The organism is Serratia sp. PL7 (assembly GCF_945957435.1).
The window spans coordinates 226,400-245,090 of the sequence record NZ_CAMFLB010000005.1 but is presented as its reverse complement, the minus strand read 5'-3'; the positions used below and the strand labels follow the sequence as shown (position 1 = coordinate 245,090).

14 protein-coding genes are annotated in these 18,691 nt (G+C 55.6%); 7 read left to right on the top strand and 7 right to left on the bottom strand.

Annotated elements, in window-relative coordinates; genetic code table 11:
• Window positions 1-2: 2 nt before the first annotated feature.
• From N6G83_RS23435 to cecR, 4 genes are read right to left on the bottom strand one after another with little or no spacing between them, the layout of a single operon-like run.
• Entirely contained in the window at window positions 3-1,139 is a 1,137-nt protein-coding gene (locus N6G83_RS23435) for an ABC transporter permease (protein ID WP_024530558.1), read from the bottom strand.
• On the bottom strand, window positions 1,136-2,872 hold the full coding sequence (locus tag N6G83_RS23430) for an ATP-binding cassette domain-containing protein (RefSeq protein WP_074027967.1): 1,737 nt from the start codon (window positions 2,870-2,872) through the stop codon (window positions 1,136-1,138). Before N6G83_RS23430 ends, N6G83_RS23435 begins: the two co-directional genes overlap by 4 nt.
• A 9-nt stretch (window positions 2,873-2,881) precedes the next feature.
• Entirely contained in the window at window positions 2,882-3,868 is a 987-nt protein-coding gene (hlyD, locus tag N6G83_RS23425) for a secretion protein HlyD (RefSeq protein ID WP_024530560.1), read from the bottom strand.
• A 27-nt stretch (window positions 3,869-3,895) separates the two neighbouring features.
• Window positions 3,896-4,594: a transcriptional regulator CecR gene (gene cecR / locus N6G83_RS23420; RefSeq protein ID WP_074027968.1), complete on the bottom strand. Its 699-nt coding sequence runs from the start codon at window positions 4,592-4,594 to the stop codon at window positions 3,896-3,898.
• Between the two features lie 323 nt (window positions 4,595-4,917).
• Here cecR and rhlE point away from each other — a divergent pair, with 323 nt between their 5' ends.
• From rhlE to dusC, 3 genes are all read left to right on the top strand, one after another.
• A complete protein-coding gene (rhlE, locus tag N6G83_RS23415; RefSeq protein WP_024530562.1) occupies window positions 4,918-6,291 on the top strand; it encodes an ATP-dependent RNA helicase RhlE in 1,374 nt (457 codons plus the stop codon).
• A 71-nt stretch (window positions 6,292-6,362) separates the two neighbouring features.
• Window positions 6,363-7,322: a D-2-hydroxyacid dehydrogenase family protein gene (locus N6G83_RS23410; protein WP_211136481.1), complete on the top strand. Its 960-nt coding sequence runs from the start codon at window positions 6,363-6,365 to the stop codon at window positions 7,320-7,322.
• A 74-nt stretch (window positions 7,323-7,396) separates the two neighbouring features.
• Complete coding sequence (dusC, locus tag N6G83_RS23405) at window positions 7,397-8,326, top strand: tRNA dihydrouridine(16) synthase DusC (protein ID WP_211136482.1); 930 nt, start codon at window positions 7,397-7,399, stop codon at window positions 8,324-8,326.
• Here the strand turns inward: dusC and N6G83_RS23400 are convergent.
• Complete coding sequence (locus N6G83_RS23400; protein WP_211136483.1) at window positions 8,323-9,084, bottom strand: arylamine N-acetyltransferase; 762 nt, start codon at window positions 9,082-9,084, stop codon at window positions 8,323-8,325. The genes dusC and N6G83_RS23400 overlap by 4 nt on opposite strands.
• Before the next feature lie 974 nt (window positions 9,085-10,058).
• Here N6G83_RS23400 and N6G83_RS23395 point away from each other — a divergent pair.
• The 3 genes from N6G83_RS23395 (at window position 10,059) to N6G83_RS23385 (ending at window position 15,166) form a co-directional block, all read left to right on the top strand.
• On the top strand, window positions 10,059-10,811 hold the full coding sequence (locus N6G83_RS23395; RefSeq protein WP_211136484.1) for an SDR family NAD(P)-dependent oxidoreductase: 753 nt from the start codon (window positions 10,059-10,061) through the stop codon (window positions 10,809-10,811).
• A gap of 127 nt (window positions 10,812-10,938) precedes the next feature.
• A complete protein-coding gene (locus N6G83_RS23390) occupies window positions 10,939-12,054 on the top strand; it encodes an efflux RND transporter periplasmic adaptor subunit (RefSeq protein ID WP_211136485.1) in 1,116 nt (371 codons plus the stop codon).
• 10 nt (window positions 12,055-12,064) lie between these two features.
• The gene (locus tag N6G83_RS23385; protein WP_211136486.1) at window positions 12,065-15,166 is read left to right on the top strand and encodes an efflux RND transporter permease subunit; all 3,102 of its coding nucleotides are present in this window, start codon (window positions 12,065-12,067) and stop codon (window positions 15,164-15,166) included.
• Between the two features lie 84 nt (window positions 15,167-15,250).
• Here N6G83_RS23385 and ansP read toward each other — a convergent pair whose 3' ends face one another.
• Together ansP and N6G83_RS23375 are read right to left on the bottom strand one after the other, a co-directional pair.
• On the bottom strand, window positions 15,251-16,717 hold the full coding sequence (gene ansP, locus N6G83_RS23380; RefSeq protein WP_024527403.1) for an L-asparagine permease: 1,467 nt from the start codon (window positions 16,715-16,717) through the stop codon (window positions 15,251-15,253).
• A gap of 356 nt (window positions 16,718-17,073) precedes the next feature.
• Complete coding sequence (locus N6G83_RS23375; protein WP_024527404.1) at window positions 17,074-17,511, bottom strand: PACE efflux transporter; 438 nt, start codon at window positions 17,509-17,511, stop codon at window positions 17,074-17,076.
• A 119-nt stretch (window positions 17,512-17,630) separates the two neighbouring features.
• Here N6G83_RS23375 and N6G83_RS23370 point away from each other — a divergent pair, with 119 nt between their 5' ends.
• Entirely contained in the window at window positions 17,631-18,518 is an 888-nt protein-coding gene (locus N6G83_RS23370; RefSeq protein WP_065686761.1) for a LysR family transcriptional regulator, read from the top strand.
• The last annotated feature ends 173 nt before the right edge of the window (window positions 18,519-18,691 follow it).

Here is an 18,691-nt window from a genome sequence, read left to right as displayed (position 1 = left end):
CCTTAATCCAGCCGCCGCTGGGTTTTCCAGGCCGTCAGGCCGATAAACACCACCGCCGAAGCGATCAAAAACAGCAGGTTAATCACCAGCACGGTGCCGATGTTGCCTGCCAGGAACAGCGTTTGCAGCGTACTGACAAAGTAGCGCGCCGGAATGATATAGGTCACCGCACGTACCACGGCGGGCATGCTGTCGATCTGGAAGATAAACCCAGACAGCATAATTGAAGGTAAAAAGGCGGCGTTCAGGGCCACCATTGCCGCGTTAAACTGGTTGCGGGTAATGGTCGAGATTAACAGCCCCATGCCGAGCGTGCTGGCCAGGAACAGGCTGCTGATCACGAACAACAGCAGCAGGGAGCCACGGTAGGGCACGCCGAGTACAAATACCGAAACCACCATACACAGCACCATGGCGATCATGCCCAGGAAATAGTACGGCACCAGTTTGGACAGCAGCAGCTCGCTGCGCGTGACCTGGGTGGAAAGCAGCGCCTCCATGGTGCCACGCTCCCATTCGCGGGCGATGACCAACGAGGTAAGAATGGCACCGATGACCGTCATGATAATGGTGATGGCCCCTGGAATAATAAAGTGCTGGCTGATGGCCGCCGGGTTAAACCAGTAGCGCATCTGGACTTCAATCAGCGGCTTGTCATCACGCCCCAGATCGGTGGCGCGCTGTTGCTGCCAGATTTGCCAGATCCCTTGGGTATAGCCTTGCACAAAGTTGGCGGTATTGGGTTCGCTGCCATCGGTAATCACCTGCAACGGAGCGCGGTCGTTGGGTCTTGCCAGATGCTCGGCAAAATCATTAGGGATCACCACCAGACCACGGATACTGCCAGCCTGCATCATCTGGATCAGTTGCTGGCGATTATCGCTGACGGTGGGTTCGATATAGGGCGAGCCGATAAAGGCATTGGCCAGATCTCGTGCCTCTTCGCTTTGCTGTTCCATCAGGATACCCAGCCGCAGCTTGCTGGAATCCAGGTTGATGCCGTAGCCAAAGATAAACAGCAGCATCAGTGGAATGACAAAAGCAATCAGCCCGCTGCTGGGATCACGCAGGATCTGCCGGGTTTCTTTCAGGCATAACGCCCGCAGTCGCCGCCAGGAAAAGCCGTTGTCGCTGCTCATGTTGTCTCCTCCCGATCGTAGCCCTGCACCAGTTCGATAAACGCCTCTTCCATCGAAGGGTTGGGGTTTTGCTCGCTGGCTATCTGCTGTTTGAGATCGTCCGGTGTACCGGCGGCGATAATTTTGCCGCGATATACCAGGCCGATGCGATCGCAGTATTCCGCTTCATCCATAAAGTGGGTGGTGACCATCACCGTCACGCCTTTATCCACCATGCCGTTGATATGCAGCCAGAACTCGCGCCGGGTCAGCGGATCGACGCCCGAGGTGGGCTCATCAAGAAACAGAATGTCTGGCTCATGCATCAGCGCGCAGGCCAGCGCCAGCCGCTGTTTGAAACCGAGCGGTAGCGAATCCGGCGTTTGGTTGAGGATCGGGGCGAAGTTGAAGGCGCGAGACATCTCGTCGATTTTATCGCGCTGGTTCTTGCCACTCAGCCCATAAACACCGGAGAAAAACTTCAGGTTCTGCGCCACCGTCAGGTTGCCATACAGCGAAAATTTCTGGGCCATATAGCCCAGATGCTGGCGCGCCTTGCCCGAGCTGGTTTTTAGATCCATACCGAGCACCAGCGCTTTGCCATCGCTAGGCACCAGCAGGCCACACATCATCTTGAAGGTGGTGGATTTGCCCGCGCCGTTGGGGCCAAGCAGGCCAAAAATCTCGCCGCGCTGCACCTTGAAATCCACATGGTCGGTAGCCGCAAAGTCACCGAATTTTTTGGTCAACCCCTGCGCTTCGATCACCGTTTCCGAGCTGTCGCCCGTTACCGTGGGCATGATCTCGGCCAGGGCGGATTTGCTGTTCGGGCCACCGCCCAGCAGATCGATAAACGCATCCTCAAAACGCGGATCGGCCTCGGTTAATTCGGCCTGAGGCAGATCCAGATCCCGCAATACTTGCTGATGATCTTCGCCCTGTTTGAGGATCAACCGCAGATATTTCCCCTGGATCACACCGTCGCTAACCGCAGGCAGACAGATCGCCCGTTGCAACAGCGCCCGGTGGCTACCCGCTGGGGTATCGATCAAGATGGTACGGCCAGCCATACGCTGGGTAAGATCCTGTGGCGCACCGCTAAATAGCAGTTCGCCTTCGTTCATCAGCAGCACTTCGCGGCACTGCTCGGCTTCGTCAAGATAGGAGGTACTCCACAGGATCAGCATGCCGTCGTTGGCCAGCTCATGCACCATTCGCCAGAGTTCACGACGTGAAATGGGATCGACGCCGACGCCGGGCTCATCCAGCAGCAATACCTGGGGTTGGCCAAGCAGCGTACAGGCCAGCCCGAGCTTTTGTTTCATCCCGCCGGAAAGCTTGCCCGCCAGCCGTTCGGTAAAGCGGGTCAGATCGGTAAACGTCAGCAACCGCTCAAAGGTTTGCTTACGCAGATCGCCGGTGACTCCGCGCAGATCGGCATACAGCGTGAGATTTTCCATTACCGTCAGATCTTCATACAGCCCAAACTTTTGCGGCATGTAACCGAGAATGGCGTGCAACTGGCGATCTTGTGCGATCGGATCCAACCCCGCGACGGTCAGCTTGCCGCTGCTGGGGAGCAGCAAACCTGCCAACATGCGCAGCAGGGTAGTTTTGCCTGCGCCATCGGGGCCAACCAGTCCGGTCACCGCGCCACTGCGCAACGTGGTCGTCAAGCTGGCCACCGCCGGTTTATCGAGTGATGGAAAGCGTTTTTCCAACGCCACCAGTTCAATCGTATGTGCCTGTGCCATCACGGTTCCTTACGGTTTTGTGAAATGGACGGTTACCGGCATCCCCTGACGCAAGGCGTCATCGGCATCGTTGACAATGATCCGCAAGCGGTAGACTAGGTCGGTACGCAGATCCGGCGTTTCTACGCTTTTGGGGGTGAACTCCGCAGTGGGGGAAACAAAGCCGATCTTGCCGTGATAAGGCTTGCCAGGGCGGCTGTCGGTCTCGATCAAGACTTCGGTACCTGGCGTAGCGCTACCCAGGCTGGTTTCATTGATGTAGGCACGAACCCATACCGGCCGGGTCAACGATAGGGTAAACACTGTGCTGCCAGCGCTGAGCATGGTGCCTGGCTCCACGGCCCGCGTCATAACCGTACCAACGGACGGAGAGAGCAGGGTGGTGTCATGCAGATCCAACTGGGCTTGCGCCAGTGCCGCCTCGGCTAGTGCCAGATTGGCATTAGCCTCTTCGATTTCCTGCGGGCGGTTACCGGTCAGGTATTGCGACAGTTTGTCTTTCGACGCCTGCAAATTTGCCTGCGCCTGATTACGCGCGGTGCGGGCATCTTCCAGGGCGTCGGCTGAGGTGGCCTTTTTCGCCCATAGCCCCTGCTGGCGTTGGAAGAAGCTGTCGGCATAACTGAAGGCCGACTGGCGTTGCGCAACTTCGGATCGCACCTGGGCAATCTCCTCGTTGCGGTAGCCTGCCTGCAATAAATCCAGCTTGGCTTTGGCGCTGGCAACGTTGGCCTGTGCCTGTAGCAACGCGTTCTGGTAAGGCGCATCGTCCAGTTTACCCAGCAACTGCCCCTGTTGCACGCTGTCCCCTTCGTCTACCGCCAGCGAGGCCAACCGGCCATTAACGCGGAAGCCCAGGTTCACCGTGCGGATATCCACATTGCCATACAGCGTCAAAGGCTTGTCCTGCTGGCGTTGATAAGACCAGAAACCATAGGTCGCAGCGGCGATCAGCACGATCGCTACACCCACAATGGCAACTCTTTTCTTGTTCATAATATTCCTTGACTGCAAGACGGAAAGTTAGACGGCATAACGCTGGCGTAGCCCGTTAACCAGAATGTCGATATGTTCGGCCAGCACCTCGCTAATCTGCTGGGCTTCTTCTGCCGCGATCTGATGCCAGCCTGCCTGTCGTAGCAAGGTTTCACGGCCAACGCGGAATGCCAGTACCTCACCGATCAGCGCATGGGTATGCAAGACGATTTTGGTGGAGCGCTCATCGATGCCGGTGTAGCCCGCTAACAGGCGACAAAGTACGTGATGCAGCGGGGCTATCACCTGCTGGTGGATCAGCGGATAGGCATCCGTTGGCGAAAGCTGTTCGCGAGACATGATCTTGCTCAGGTTGAGCGTGTGGGGTTGAGTCATCAGTTGGCTGAAGGCCAGCAACCCGCTTTTGAGATGGTATAGGTAGTGTTCTGGCTGGCGTTGCTCCGCGGGCAGCAGGTAGAAACGTTCGATTTCTTCGCTCAGTGGGCGGAAGTTTTGTTGGATAAAGTCGGCAATCCACTGGGCTACCGCCAGATATAACCCCTCTTTCGAGTTGAAATAATAGGTGATGGCGGCAATGTTTTGCCCCGCACGCTGGGCGATTTGCCGCGTGGTGGCGCCCGAAAGGCCATATTCGCCGAACACTTCAATCGCGGAGGTGAGCAGTTGTTGGCGCGCTTGCTCACCCCGTTTGAGAGGGCTTAGCGGCGGATTTTCTGCAGTGGACATAGGTTGACCCAATAAGTTAATCAATCATATGATTAACTTTAGGCCGGGCGGGCTAAAATGTAAACCACAGGCCAGAACATTTTGCTTTTCCGTGAGCTTGCTCGGCGAAAAGTGCGGTGAACACGTAAAATTGCCTATTCTTGTTCGATTTCTGCTACACTCTCGCGCTTGGTGCACTGCAGTTTGTGCCAATCCCTCGAGGTCATGCCGAGGATCTGCCGCAAAAAAGTGCGAGCACTTCCTTATGCCCCGTCTGATAATCCTCCCGGAAACTGCACCGAACATTTGTTTAGGTTAGGGGGGATCTGGAGTTTTTCTCTACTATGTCATTTGAAACCCTCGGCTTAAGTGCTGAAATTCTGCGCGCTGTTGAAGAACAGGGCTATCGCGAACCTACGCCAATTCAACGCCAGGCAATCCCGGTGGTATTGGCAGGCCGTGACCTGATGGCCAGCGCCCAGACCGGTACCGGTAAAACAGCTGGTTTTACCTTGCCGCTATTGCAGCTGCTGAGCAAACACGATCACCCAATCAAAGGTCGCCGCCCGGTGCGCGCGTTGATCCTGACGCCAACCCGTGAACTGGCTGCGCAAATCGGTGAAAACGTTGAGGCTTACAGCAAACATCTGCGCCTGCGTTCGCTGGTGGTGTTTGGTGGTGTGAGCATCAACCCGCAGATGATGAAGCTGCGCGGCGGAGTCGATATCCTGGTGGCAACGCCGGGTCGCCTGCTGGATCTGGAACATCAGAACGCGGTTGATCTGTCTAAAATTGAAATTCTGGTGCTGGACGAAGCCGACCGCATGCTGGATATGGGCTTTATCCATGATATCCGCCGCGTGCTGTCCAAGCTGCCTGCCAAGCGTCAGAACCTGCTGTTCTCCGCGACCTTCTCCGATGAGATCAAAGGGCTGGCCAGTAAACTGCTGACCAACCCGGCCTCGGTAGAAGTGGCTCGCCGCAACACCGCTTCCGAGCAAATTGAACAGAGCGTTCACTTTGTCGATAAGAAGCGCAAGCGTGAACTGCTTTCCCAGATGATCGGCGAAGGTGACTGGAAGCAGGTGCTGGTATTTAACCGTACCAAGCACGGTGCCAACCATTTGGCCGAACAGCTGAATAAAGATGGCATCACCGCTGCGGCTATCCACGGCAACAAAAGCCAGGGCGCACGTACCCGCGCATTGGCAGACTTTAAAGACGGCAAAATCCGCGTGCTGGTAGCTACTGATATCGCTGCACGTGGCCTGGATATTGATCAGTTGCCACACGTAGTGAACTACGAACTGCCAAACGTACCGGAAGATTACGTCCACCGCATTGGCCGTACCGGCCGTGCCGAACGTACCGGCGAGGCGATCTCGTTGGTCTGTGTGGATGAACACAAACTGCTGCGTGATATTGAGCGCCTGCTCAAGCGTGAGATTCCACGCATTGCCCTGCCAGGCTATGAGCCGGACCCAAGCATCAAAGCCGAACCGATCATCAATGGCCGTCAGGCTGGTGGTGGCCGTGGTGCTCCACGTGGCAACGGCGGCGGCGCTCCGCGTACCGGTAACGGTGGCGGCCAGCGTAGTGGCAATGGTGGCGGTCAGCGTGAAAATCGCGGCGGCGGCAGTGCTCGCCCACAGGGTGAAGGCAAACCACGTTCAGGTGCTCCATCGCGCCGTCCGCATAGCCGTAAACCGTCTGAGTGATCCTCGATTGATGATCTATACTGAACCGCCATTTATTGGCGGTTTTTTTTCGCCTGTTTCAGGAGATCCAGATGAAATTGAAGTGTGCAATTCTTGATGATTACCAAGGTGTAGCGCTGAAGATGGCGGATTGGTCCGTCCTAGGCGAGCAGGTTGAGGTTTTCTCCCTGCGTGATCATATTGACGATGAAGACCAACTGGTGAGCCGCATCAAAGACTGCGAGATCGTGGTGATAATGCGAGAGCGCACGCCGTTCACCGCCGCATTGCTTGCTCGCTTGCCGAAACTGCAACTGCTGATCACCTCAGGCATGCGTAACGCTTCGATCGACTTGCCAGCGGCAACCCGGCAAGGCGTCACCGTTTGCGGCACCGCCAGCGGTTCTGAAGCGCCGATGGAACTGACCTGGGCGCTCATCCTCGGTTTGGCCAAGCATCTGCTGGCTGAAAGCAGCGGATTACGTGCCAACGGACCTTGGCAGCAACATGTTGGCATCACCTTGCATGGCAAAACGTTAGGCTTACTGGGGCTGGGCAAGATCGGCGGCCAGATGGCGAAGGTGGCTCAGGCATTTGGCATGAACGTCGTGGCCTGGAGCCAAAATCTGACGGCTGAAAGGGCACAGGAATTCGGTGTGCAACTTGCCGAGTCAAAACAGGCGCTGTTGGCAGCGAGTGACTTTGTTTCGGTGCATCTGGTGTTAAGCGATCGCAGCCGTGGGCTGATCGACCGCCAGGCGTTGGCGCAGATGAAAAACAGCGCCTTCCTGATTAACACCTCGCGCGCAGCGATTGTCGATCAGCAAGCGCTGGTTGAAGCGCTGCAAACCGGGCAGATCGCCGGTGCTGGGCTGGACGTGTTTGAAGTAGAGCCACTGCCCGCCGATCACCCATTGCGCCGCTTGCCCAACGTGCTGGCTACGCCGCATGTGGGTTACGTCGCGGATGATAACTACCGCACCTATTTCCGGGAAGCGATTGCCGATATCCAGGCGTTTATTGCCGGTGAGCCGGTGCGTAAGCTGGGGTAATTTTATCGGCGGGAGGCTTGTTGGCACCGCCTTTCGCCCGTATCATTGCGCCCTCTTTGATTGCAGGGGTAGGCATGCGCGTATTATTGGCTCCAATGGAGGGGGTACTCGACTCTCTGGTGCGGGAATTGCTCACCGAGGTGAACGATTACGATCTCTGCATCACCGAATTCCTGCGGGTCGTCGATCAACGGTTGCCGGCCAAATCCTTCTACCGGCTGTGCCCGGAACTGCACCATGCCAGCAAAACGCCATCTGGCACCCAGGTGCGGGTGCAACTGCTTGGCCAGTATCCCGAATGGCTGGCGGAGAACGCCGCTCAAGCGGTCGAACTGGGTTCTTACGGTGTCGATCTGAACTGCGGTTGCCCGTCCAAACATGTCAACGGCAGCGGCGGCGGGGCCACCTTGCTCAAAGATCCCGAACTGATTTATCAGGGGGCCAAAGCGATGCGCGCTGCGGTGCCAGCGTATCTGCCAGTGACGGTAAAAGTGCGCTTGGGTTGGGATTCAGATTCCCGCAGCTTTGAAATTGCCGATGCGGTGCAGCAAGCGGGCGCGACCGAAATCACCATCCATGGCCGTACCAAAGAGGACGGTTATAAAGCCGATCGCATCAACTGGCAGGCGATCGGTGAGATCCGCCAACGTTTGAGCATCCCGGTGATCGCCAACGGGGAAATCTGGGACTATCAAAGTGCGCAGGCGTGTATGCAGGCCACCGGCTGCGACGCGGTAATGCTGGGGCGTGGCGCGTTGAACATCCCCAACCTGAGCCGGGTGGTGAAATATAACGAACCGCGTATGCCTTGGCCGCAGGTGGTACAGCTATTGCAAAAGTACGTGCATCTGGAAAAGCAGGGCGATACCGGTTTATACCACGTCGCCCGCATCAAACAGTGGCTCAGTTACTTGCGCAAAGAGTATCAGGAAGCCACGGAGCTGTTTACCGAGATCCGCACGTTAAACAACTCCAAGGATATTGCGCGGGTGATTTGCCGCTAACTACTGAGTTCAATAGCAAAATAGTGCCGCAACGCTTCCAGCCGTTCTTCTTCTGAATGCAGCGTCGACTCCTTACGGTGATGGTTTTGGGTCACGATCAGCTTTAACTCGCTGAGGGTGATGCGGCCATCCTCTGTGGGGCGGGAGCACACCAGCTTTTGGGTAAAGTGCGACTGTGGCGAAGTGCTGTGATAGTGGCACATGTCGTTAAATTCTTCCGGCTGCCGGGGTTGCAGGGTAAAGCGATACAGCGTCTTGGCGTGGGAGGTCCGATCGCCGTTGCGGCGCTCCAGATGATACCACTCGCCATCTTGCTCAAGATGAAAGGTGCCGCTGGCCTGTGGTTGTTGCTCGGTAGTGGTGATTTTCAGCGGGGCGAGGAAAGAATCGCCAAAACCTACATCGACCAGATACGGCTGATCCAAGGTCACCATTAGCGCCATATGGTCAAACGGCGGGCCAAAAGAGCCGTCTCTGGCGTGGACTTCCCCGGATATAAACGCCACCTTAAAGCCGATCTGCTGCAACAGCAGGGCGAATATCCGGTTCAATTCATAACAAAACCCCCCGCGATTATGCTCGACGATTTTGCTGAACAGCCCGCCCTCGCTAAGATCGATCCCCTGATGATAGATAATGCTTAAATTCTCGAAGGGCACCGCCAGCATATGGCAGCGATGCAGCTGTTGCAGCGTTTGCAGATCGGCCTGTGGTGTGCCTGTGAAACCGATGTGTTGCAGATAGCGTGGTATGTCCACCAGAATTCTCGCTATACGGGAAATTTTGCATAAATTAGCGGGAATTGTGGCCGTCGGGGAAGCAATATGTGCGGTGCTGAAAATCGCTGGTGTAAAGCCGCTTGTGCAAATGCATTACACTCGTCTTCCTGACTGGTCGTGGCCACCGAGCTTGCAAGCATGTGAAAGCCGTCTGTAATTAACCAGAAAGACAAATGCGTATCGATTTCAGTCCGTTTAAAATTAGCGATTTAGCCAATAAACGTATGTTGTTAAAAACAGTATTGACATAGTTTGAAAAAGTCGTAGATTAGTATCCAGCAGCAGGAAATTGATAGTTAGCTGCTTAGCTAAATAACAGATTAAAAGGTTATCTTTAATAAGTTGTTTAGTGATATTGCGATAAAGGCCACGAAGTTATGTTGTATGGGGAAGTCGTCGTTGAGTAGCCAGTTCGGACTCAAGGACAACGATTTAAGGCCACGTAGTCAGTACCGACGATCGCAGGGTGTGTACCATACGCGATGATGTAAGGCTCTGTTTCTCAAGTGTTAATGTTGCAACTTGTTAATTTTATCCTGTAAGTTTGTTGCAATGAAAGTAAAGCCATGCGTCAATAGTTTATATCGCGAGGGGGAATGTACCAGTTTAGCTTGCTTTACCTTGGCTAATTATTATGAGGTAGGTGAGTCAGAATTTGTAAATCAGTCAGTATAGGGGAGGATGTAGTTAGCTTTTTAATACCCAATATTATCTGTGATAAACAAGTACATTTTAAGCAGTATCGAAAGTAGTACCCAGTTAGTAAGTTGATTAATGTTGAATTTTAAATATGCAGTAACCTAAAAGCCCTGGCAAATATTGTCAGGGCTTTTTCGTTTTATCCTTTTGCCATTGGGGTGATGCTTCAGCATTTTTGGAGGATAGCCACTGCCAGAAACTGTCATGCCCAAGCCTTAGCCTGAACGCCTAACTCAAAGCGATCGGGAGGCGTTATGCAAGATTTTACGGGTAAAGTGGCATTGGTGACCGGTGCTTCCACCGGTATTGGTGAAGCTATTGCTCAAGAGTTGGTCGAACGAGGGGCGAAGGTAGCGATAACCGCCAGAAATCGCGCAAGGTTGGCAGCAACGGCGCAACGTATCGATCCGACAGGCAAATCGGTATTTCCGTTGGTTATGGATGCTCGCGATCCTGAATCGGTGCGCAGTGCGGTAGCGCAGACGCTGGCCCTTGGCGGGCAATTGCATCTGCTGGTCAACAATGCCGGTATTACCGGGCCGCACGATGTGCCGCTGAATGAATATTCCATTGATGATTGGCACGCGGTGATTGAAACCGATCTCAGCGGCACTTTCTATGGGATGAAGTACGGGTTGCCCGCTATTGTGGCAGCAGGCGGTGGCGCGGTAGTGAACCTCTCTTCCGCCAATGGCATAGTCGGCATTGCCGGTATTGCGCCTTATACTGCGGCCAAGCACGGCATTATCGGTTTGACGCGGGCCGCAGCTCTAGAGTTTGCCAATAAAGGGATACGCATCAACGCTGTCGGGCCTGGCTATGTCGATACGCCTTCGATGGCCAGATTACCCACCCAGGTGCGGGAAAAAATGGCCGCTTCCCACCCGATGGGGCGTATGGCTACGCGTGAGGAGGTGGCGAAAACGGTGGTTTTTTTGCTTTCTACAGACAGCAGTTTCACCACCGGGGCTTTTTACAGCATTGATGGCGGCTATACGGCGCAGTAAACCGCTGGTGGGCGGGCTTGCGTCCTTGCAAGAAATCGTTAACAGAGCCCATTCTGACTTGCTATAGGTGAACTATAATTTTCATTAATTTAGCTTGGTAACTAATTAATGAGTGGTCCTGCCGTCGATGACTAAACCTTCGCTATCCCGTTGTATGGCACTGTGGCTGCTGGCCATAGCCACTCCGAGCGTTGCTGCACCGCTGCCTGCGGTGACCGTGGCGATGATTGAACAAAGCCAACCCGAACGCGCATTGCACTATCTTGGCCGCATCGAGGCCATTCAAACCGTGGAGGTGAAAACCCGTACCGAAGGGTTTATCGCCAAACGGCCGTTTACCGAAGGGCAGATGGTCAAGGCCGGTGACCTGCTGTACGAAATTGAGCCGTCCTTACACCATTCTGCCGTGGCACAGGCTCAGGCGCAGCTGGATAGCGCCACTGCAGCGGCAAATCTGGCGCAGGTAAACCTGACGCGTCTGCAACAGCTAGGTAATAACCGTGCGGTCAGCAGAGCGGATATTGACGCTGCGGCAGCCGAACGGGATACCACCCGGGCAGCAGTGGCCCAAGCTCGGGCAGCGCTAAATACGCAGCAGCTACAGCTCAGCTATACCCGTATTTATGCGCCGATTGCCGGGCGCATCGGCCACAGCCGCTTTCATGTGGGTAGCCTGGTCAACGCGGCAAGTGGTGCACTGGTCAACATTGTGCAGCTCGATCCGATCCGCGTGGCGATCTCTATCAATGAGCGGGACTATATTACCGCCGCCTATCAGCGTCAGCGTGGGGAGGGGAAGCTCGCCGAAGGGCAGTTTTCCGCCCGTCTTGAACTGGCCAACGGCAAGTCCTACCCAGAGCTGGGCAGTTTTGAATCGGTAGATAACCAGATTGATGCCCATACTGGTACCGTTACGTTGCGCACCCGTTTTGCCAATCCAAATCATCTACTGCTGCCCGGGGGCGTGGTGAACGTGATCCTGACCGCCGAGCAACCGCAGACGGTCACGCTGGTGCCCATTGCTGCGCTTCAGCAAAACCAGCAGGGCCACTTTGTGCTGGTGGTCACGCCTGAGAATATTGTGGAAGTCCGAGCGGTGACGCTGGGTGAACAACATCAACAATATTATCAGGTGAACGCCGGGCTCAGCGCTGGCGAAAGGGTGATTATCGCCGGTGTACAGCACGTCAGGCCCGGTATGCAGGTGAACGCCATTCTCTCCAGCGCCAACGCGCAACCATAAGGGGACGTTGATGCTGCATTTCTTTATCCGGCGGCCAAAATTCGCCATCGTGATTGCTCTGGTGATCACTCTGGTGGGGATCGTTTCCCTCAAGGTGATCCCGGTGGAACAGTACCCCGATATCACACCACCGGTCGTTTCCGTCAGCGCGCTCTACCCTGGAGCCAGCGCCCGCGACGTGGCTCAGGCGGTGGCATCGCCCATCGAGGCTCAGGTCAACGGCGTCAGCAACATGCTGTACATGGAATCGACCAGCGCCAACAACGGCGGTTATCAACTGAGCATTACCTTTGCCAGCGGCACCGATCCGGATATGGCCGCCGTGGAGGTGCAAAACCGTATTTCACAGGTTAGCGCGCAGCTACCGGCGGAGGTGAATAACAACGGGGTTTCGGTGCGCAAGCGGGCCTCGAATCTGCTGTTGGGCGTAAGCGTGTTCTCTCCCAAGGGCAGCCGTGACACGCTGTTTTTGAGCAATTACACCAGTATCCAACTGCGTGATGCCTTGGCCCGCATCAGCGGTGTGGGGGATGTGCAGGTGTTTGGTGCCCGCGATTACAGCATGCGTGTCTGGCTCGATCCGCAGCGTATGGAGTCGCTCAATATCAGCGTGCAGGACATCGTACAGGCGTTGCAGCAGCAGAACGTGCAGGCCGCAGCAGGCCAGATCGGTTCCGCGCCTTCTCCTTCCCGACAGCAGCAAACCTTGACCATCAGCGGGCAGGGGCGTTTAACCGATCCGCAGGAGTTCGCCAGAGTGATTATCCGCAGCGGTGCCAATGGGGGCACGGTGCGGGTGGGCGACGTGGCGCGGGTCGAGTTGGGAGCGCAAAACTACCAGGTTAATGCTTCGATTAACCAACAGGAATCGGCATTTTTGGTGGTTTACCCCACGCCGGGAGCTAACGCACTGAATGTTGCCAATGCGGTACGCCAGGAGATGGCACGTTTGTCGCAATCCTTCCCCAGCGATATGAGCTATGACATCAAATATGACTCCACCCGCCCGGTAACGGCAACGCTGCATGAAATTGCCCTCTCGCTGGCGTTAACCTTGGCGGTGGTGTTGCTGGTGGTTTATCTGTTCTTACAGAGCCTGCGGGCCACCTTTATCGTGGCGCTGACCATTCCAGTATCGCTGCTCGGTACCTTCGCCGTGCTGTACGCTTTCGGCTACTCCGCCAACACCTTGAGCCTGTTCGCCATTATCCTGGCGCTGACCATTGTGGTGGACGACGCCATCGTGGTGGTGGAAAACGTAGAGCGTCTGCTGGCTCAAGATCCCTCTCTTAGCCCGGCAGAAGCGACCCGCAAGGCGATTAGCCAGATTGCCGGGCCGATCGTCGCCACGACGTTAGTGCTGATGGCGGTGTTTGTGCCGATTGCGGTGCTGCCGGGCATTACCGGTGAGCTGTATCGTCAGTTTGCCGTGACCCTATCGGCGGCGGTGATCCTGTCGAGCATCAACGCGCTGACGCTGTCCCCGGCGCTTTGTGCCACGCTGATCCGGCGGCGTGAGCTGGCGCAAACCGGTTTTTTTGGTGGTTTCAACCGGGGTATGGACCGGATGCGCGATGGCTATGTTCGCTTGGCCGCATTGGCCAGCAAGCGGGCATTAACCACGGTGATTGCACTTTTAGTCGTTGGCTTGGCCACCTGGTATGGCTACAGCCGCCTGCCAACCTCTTTCCTGCCGGAGGAGGATCAGGGCTACTTCTTCGTCAACGTACAACTGCCGGATGGGGCTTCCCTTGAACGTACCCAAGCGGTGATGGATCAGATGCATCAGCAGGTGATACAAAACCCGGCGGTGGAAGATGTGATCAAAATTACCGGCTTCAGTCTGCTGAGCGGGGGGAATTCACCTAATGCGGGGTTCGCCATCGTGATGCTCAAACCCTGGGGCCAACGCGAGCATGTTGACCGGGTGTTAGCCGATCTTCAGGGCAGGCTGGCGGCGATCCCCTCGGCGATGATCATGGTGGTTAATCCACCGGCCATCGCCGGGCTAGGCAACGCCGCCGGTTTTGATTTACGCCTGCTGGCGCTGGAGGGGCAAACGCCGCAGCAGATGGCTCAGGTGGCCCAGGGGATTATTTTTGCGGCCAACCAGCGGCCAGAGCTGAGCCGGGTATTTACTACTTTCAGTGCCGTGGTGCCGGATATCGACCTGGCGGTCGATCGTGAACGGGCCGCGCTGTTGCAGGTGCCGGTCAGCCGGATCTTCAATACGCTGCAAGTTTCGCTTGGCGGCCTGAACGTGGGGGATTTTTCGGTTAATAACCGCATGTTCCGGGTGCAGTTGCAAAACGATATGGATTTCCGGCAACGCACCGAACAAATTAATCGCCTGAACGTGCGCAGCGACACCGGTGCTTTGGTGAGCCTTGCCAATCTGGTGCGGCTCACGCCTTCTATCGGCGCGCCTTTTATCAGCCAGTTCAACCAGTTTCCGGCGGTATCGGTGAACGGTTCTGCTGCTGAGGGGGTTAGCTCTGGGCAGGCGATGAAAACCATGGAGTCTTTATTGGCCGAGCAGTTGCCAAAGGGTTACGGCTACAGTTGGAGCGGCCTGTCCTGGCAGGAACAACAAACCGGTGACCAAGCCTTGCTGATCTATCTGGCGGCGCTGGTGTTCGCCTATCTGTTCCTGGTGGCACAGTATGAAAGCTGGAGCGTCCCGCTGGTGGTGATGCTGTCGGTGATATTCGCGGTGGCGGGGGCGGTCGCGGGGTTACGCATGATGGGGTTCGCCAACGACGTTTACGCCCAAATCGGGCTGGTCCTGTTGATCGGCCTGGCGGCCAAGAATGCCATCCTGATCGTTGAGTTCTCCAAGGTGCGGCGTGAAGAGGGAGCCAGCATTCGCGAAGCCGCGCAGGACGGTGCCCGGCAACGTTTCCGGGCGGTGATGATGACGGCCATTTCCTTTATTCTCGGGGTGATGCCGCTGGTGTTTGCCACCGGAGCCGGGGCGATGAGCCGCCAAATCATCGGTATTACCGTGTTTGGCGGGATGTTACTGGCAACGCTGGTCGGGATCTTCTTTATTCCTGCGCTGTACCTGCATATTCAACGGCTGCGCGAATGGATGAAATCACGCTTTGCCTAAATAACGATGCTACTGGTAGATCTGTGACGTGTCGTCGTCAGGTTTACCCAGCGAAAGTGCTGGGTAAACCCGATAAGTTAACCTTTATTGGCCGATCTGTTGCTCGTGAGCCTGTTGTTCCAGTTTCACCTGTGCGGCACGCTTGCGCAGGCCAAACCAGCCAAGTAGCAGTAGCACGGCCAGCACTGGGATGGTGGCAATAGTCCAGGTGCCGTTCGGGTAATCAAAGGCCATCATGATCACCACCGCTAACAGGAACAACAGCGTCAGCCACGAGGTGACCGGTGCTCCTGGCATTTTAAACGCCACCGGTTTGGCTTTCCCTGCCTTGATCGCCTTACGCAGTTGCATCTGACAAACGATAATAAATGCCCAAGAGCAGATGATGCCCAGTGAAGCGATATTCAGCACGATCTCGAACACCTGCGATGGCACCAGATAATTCAGCACCACGCCAATCACATAGATACCGCAGGTCACCAGAATACCGGCGTAAGGTACCTGCTGGCTGCTCATTTTAGCCATCAGCTTCGGTGCTGACCCCCCCATGGAAAGTGAGCGCAGGATACGGCCTGTTGAGTACAGACCAGAGTTGAGGCTGGAAAGGGCGGCGGTCAGCACCACGATATTCATGATGGTACCGATGTAGGGTACGCCAAGCTTGGAAAAGAAGGTGACAAACGGGCTTTGCCCAGCCTGATAGGCATTCCAGGGTAACAGCAGAACCAGCAGTACCACCGAGCCGACATAGAACAAACCGATACGCCAGATCACGCTGTTGATCGCTTTTGGCATCATTTTTTCCGGATCTTTACACTCGCCAGCGGCGGTGCCTATCAGCTCGATACCGGCAAAGGCGAAGATCACCCCTTGTACCAATACCAAAGCAGGCAACAGACCGTGTGGGAACATGCCGCCGTTATCGGTGATCAGGTGGATACCGGTTGTATTACCCGCTACCGGTGTGCCGACGCCAAGGAAGATGACCCCCACGACCAGGAACAGAGAGATGGCGGCGACCTTGATCAGCGCAAACCAGAACTCCATTTCGGCGAACCATTTCACGCCGATCATATTCATGGTAGCCACAATCCCAAGCGCACCCAGGGCAAACAGCCACTGGGGAACCTCGGCGAAGGTACCCCAATAATGCATATACAGCGCTACGGCGGTGATATCGACTATGCCGGTCATCGCCCAATTAAGAAAGTACATCCATCCTGCAACGTAGGAGGCCTTTTCACCGAGAAATTCGCGAGCATAGGACACGAAACTGCCGCTGGATGGGCGGTGTAATACCAGCTCGCCCAAGGCGCGTAGGATGAAAAAAGAAAACACGCCACACACCAGATATACCAGCGCCAATGCCGGGCCAGCCATCTGTAAACGTGCGCCGGTGCCAAGGAATAGGCCAGTGCCGATTGAGCCACCAATGGCGATCATCTGTATCTGCCGTTTACCCATGCTTTTGTGGTAACCGGACTCATGTGAGTCCAACCAACGTTTTCTCGCCGCCTGCTTGTCATGTGCAGTCGTTTTGTCTGAGTGCATTATTCGTCCTGTTTCCTGTCTGTTTGCATCATGGGAATGAGGTCATGGCAACATTCCGCAGTTTATGGTTGATACCAACGTCGTTAAATAACGGCGAAGCATGCTACCCGTTCTGTGTAATCGAGGCAAAAAAACTGCGGTTCCATTGGCGATTTATCCTGCCTGCTTTCTGCTCATACCAAAAAAGCAATATTCAGTTGGATAGGTTTGAGAGCGTCTGGAGAGGAAGTGAGAGGTGATTGTGGCTATTGAATTATAAGATTTTTTATCTTATTGACTGTTTGGGAATAGGTTAGCCAATATGATCTCCCCCTGCCCAACGGATATTTTATCCAGGCAGAAGGAGAGGGTTTCACTCAGGCCGATTCGGCGGCAGGCAGGGCGGAGGTCGGCAGCCCGAATATTTTGTCGAAGGCCCAGTTAAACACAAAGGTGTAGCAGGGGATAATCACGATCAGCGCCATATCCAGCAGCAAGGCCTGTACCAGGGAAATCTCCATCCACCAGGCGATCAGCGGGATCAAGTAAACCACCAGCGTTAATTGGAAGCCCACCGCGTGCAGAATGCGGCGCTTCAGCGTGCGGCTGCGTGATGCCTGGCGGCTTTCCCAGAATTCGTACAAGTAGTTGTAAATCAGGTTCCAACTAACGGCAATGGTGGTGATGATCACCGCCAACGGCCCGGTGCTGCTTGGGGCGGAGCCGGACAGTAGTGCCAAACCAAGGGCCGAAATGACCATACCGATAACTTCATAAGCGGTCACATAGACCAGTTTGCGCTTCACGCCTTGCATGTCTTTCTCCTGCTTTATTTTTCGTGCCTGATGACGTCCGGCAACCCGATGCGTAAGATAACGTCAATACTATTGATAGAAAAAGTCAGGAGCTGTCAGTTTTACTGACAGGTGGGGCGATGAATTTTTCCAGTGACAATATCGAACTGTTTTTGGCCGTGTTGGATCGCGGCTCATTCTCGGCGGCAGCCAGGGCATTGCGGCGCGTGCCTTCGGCGGTCAGCATGGGGATCGCCAATATGGAAGCAGAGCTGGGCTTTCAGTTGTTTGACCGCTCGCATCGCGAACCGGTGCCCACCGCACTAGCATTGGCACTGGCTCCCCACGCGCGCTTGATCGCCGAACAGCTCAAGCAGCTGCAGAACCACGCCATTGAGCTTTCTCAGGGGCTGGAAAGCAGGCTGTCGATTGGTGTGGCGTCTGATATCAACAGCAGCGGTCTATTGGCGGCGGTGAAAGCGCTGGCGGAACGCTACCCGTTGTTGGATATCGAGGTATTGACCGCCCCGCAGGATGATGTTTTGCATATGCTTCATCAACAGCGGGTCAGCCTGTGCCTGGCATTCGGCGGGCTGGACGTTAACAGCCAGGAACATTTTCACTATGTGGGTAGCGAGTCGTTGGTGGCAACCATTGCGGCGCAGCATTCAGCCCTGGGTGCTGGCGGTGCCGAGTTGTTCCTGGAGGAACTGGTCAACGTGCGGCAGATCATGGTGGCCAGCCGGGATTTGCCTATGGCCGATAAACGCCCACAAGTAGCGGAATCCTTCTGGCGTACTGACAGTTTGCCGATGGCGCTAAGCATGGTGGAAGCCGGGCTGGGGTGGGGCAACTTTCCGCTGTCGTTAACTGCGCCATTGCTGGAACAGGGCCGGTTGATCCGCCTGAAATTTAAAAATACCAAAAACGAACTGCGCCTGCCGGTGCACCTGATTTGGCTGAAGCACCAGCCGCAACAGAAGGCGGCCAGGGAGTTGGTGGCGTTGATGACTGGCCCCTCACCCTAACCCTCTCCCACAGGGAGAGGGGACCGATCGAGCCACAAATTAACAACGGTATTCATCCTCAACATCAGCCATGCCACAAGCTAACCTCTGTATGAAGGGGGACCGATCGAGCCACAAATTAACAACGGCATTTATCCTCAATATCAGCCATGCCACAGACTAGCTTCTGTACC

What these genes read in the sequence shown, in the direction of transcription:
- N6G83_RS23435 (WP_024530558.1), bottom strand. Translation starts at nt 1,139, where the DNA reads ATGAGCAGCGACAACGGCTTTTCCTGGCGGCGACTGCGGGCGTTATGC.
- N6G83_RS23430 (WP_074027967.1), bottom strand. Translation starts at nt 2,872, where the DNA reads ATGGCACAGGCACATACGATTGAACTGGTGGCGTTGGAAAAACGCTTT.
- hlyD (WP_024530560.1), bottom strand. Translation starts at nt 3,868, where the DNA reads ATGAACAAGAAAAGAGTTGCCATTGTGGGTGTAGCGATCGTGCTGATC.
- cecR (WP_074027968.1), bottom strand. Translation starts at nt 4,594, where the DNA reads ATGTCCACTGCAGAAAATCCGCCGCTAAGCCCTCTCAAACGGGGTGAG.
- rhlE (WP_024530562.1), top strand. Translation starts at nt 4,918, where the DNA reads ATGTCATTTGAAACCCTCGGCTTAAGTGCTGAAATTCTGCGCGCTGTT.
- N6G83_RS23410 (WP_211136481.1), top strand. Translation starts at nt 6,363, where the DNA reads ATGAAATTGAAGTGTGCAATTCTTGATGATTACCAAGGTGTAGCGCTG.
- dusC (WP_211136482.1), top strand. Translation starts at nt 7,397, where the DNA reads ATGCGCGTATTATTGGCTCCAATGGAGGGGGTACTCGACTCTCTGGTG.
- N6G83_RS23395 (WP_211136484.1), top strand. Translation starts at nt 10,059, where the DNA reads ATGCAAGATTTTACGGGTAAAGTGGCATTGGTGACCGGTGCTTCCACC.
- N6G83_RS23390 (WP_211136485.1), top strand. Translation starts at nt 10,939, where the DNA reads ATGACTAAACCTTCGCTATCCCGTTGTATGGCACTGTGGCTGCTGGCC.
- N6G83_RS23385 (WP_211136486.1), top strand. Translation starts at nt 12,065, where the DNA reads ATGCTGCATTTCTTTATCCGGCGGCCAAAATTCGCCATCGTGATTGCT.
- ansP (WP_024527403.1), bottom strand. Translation starts at nt 16,717, where the DNA reads ATGCACTCAGACAAAACGACTGCACATGACAAGCAGGCGGCGAGAAAA.
- N6G83_RS23375 (WP_024527404.1), bottom strand. Translation starts at nt 17,511, where the DNA reads ATGCAAGGCGTGAAGCGCAAACTGGTCTATGTGACCGCTTATGAAGTT.
- N6G83_RS23370 (WP_065686761.1), top strand. Translation starts at nt 17,631, where the DNA reads ATGAATTTTTCCAGTGACAATATCGAACTGTTTTTGGCCGTGTTGGAT.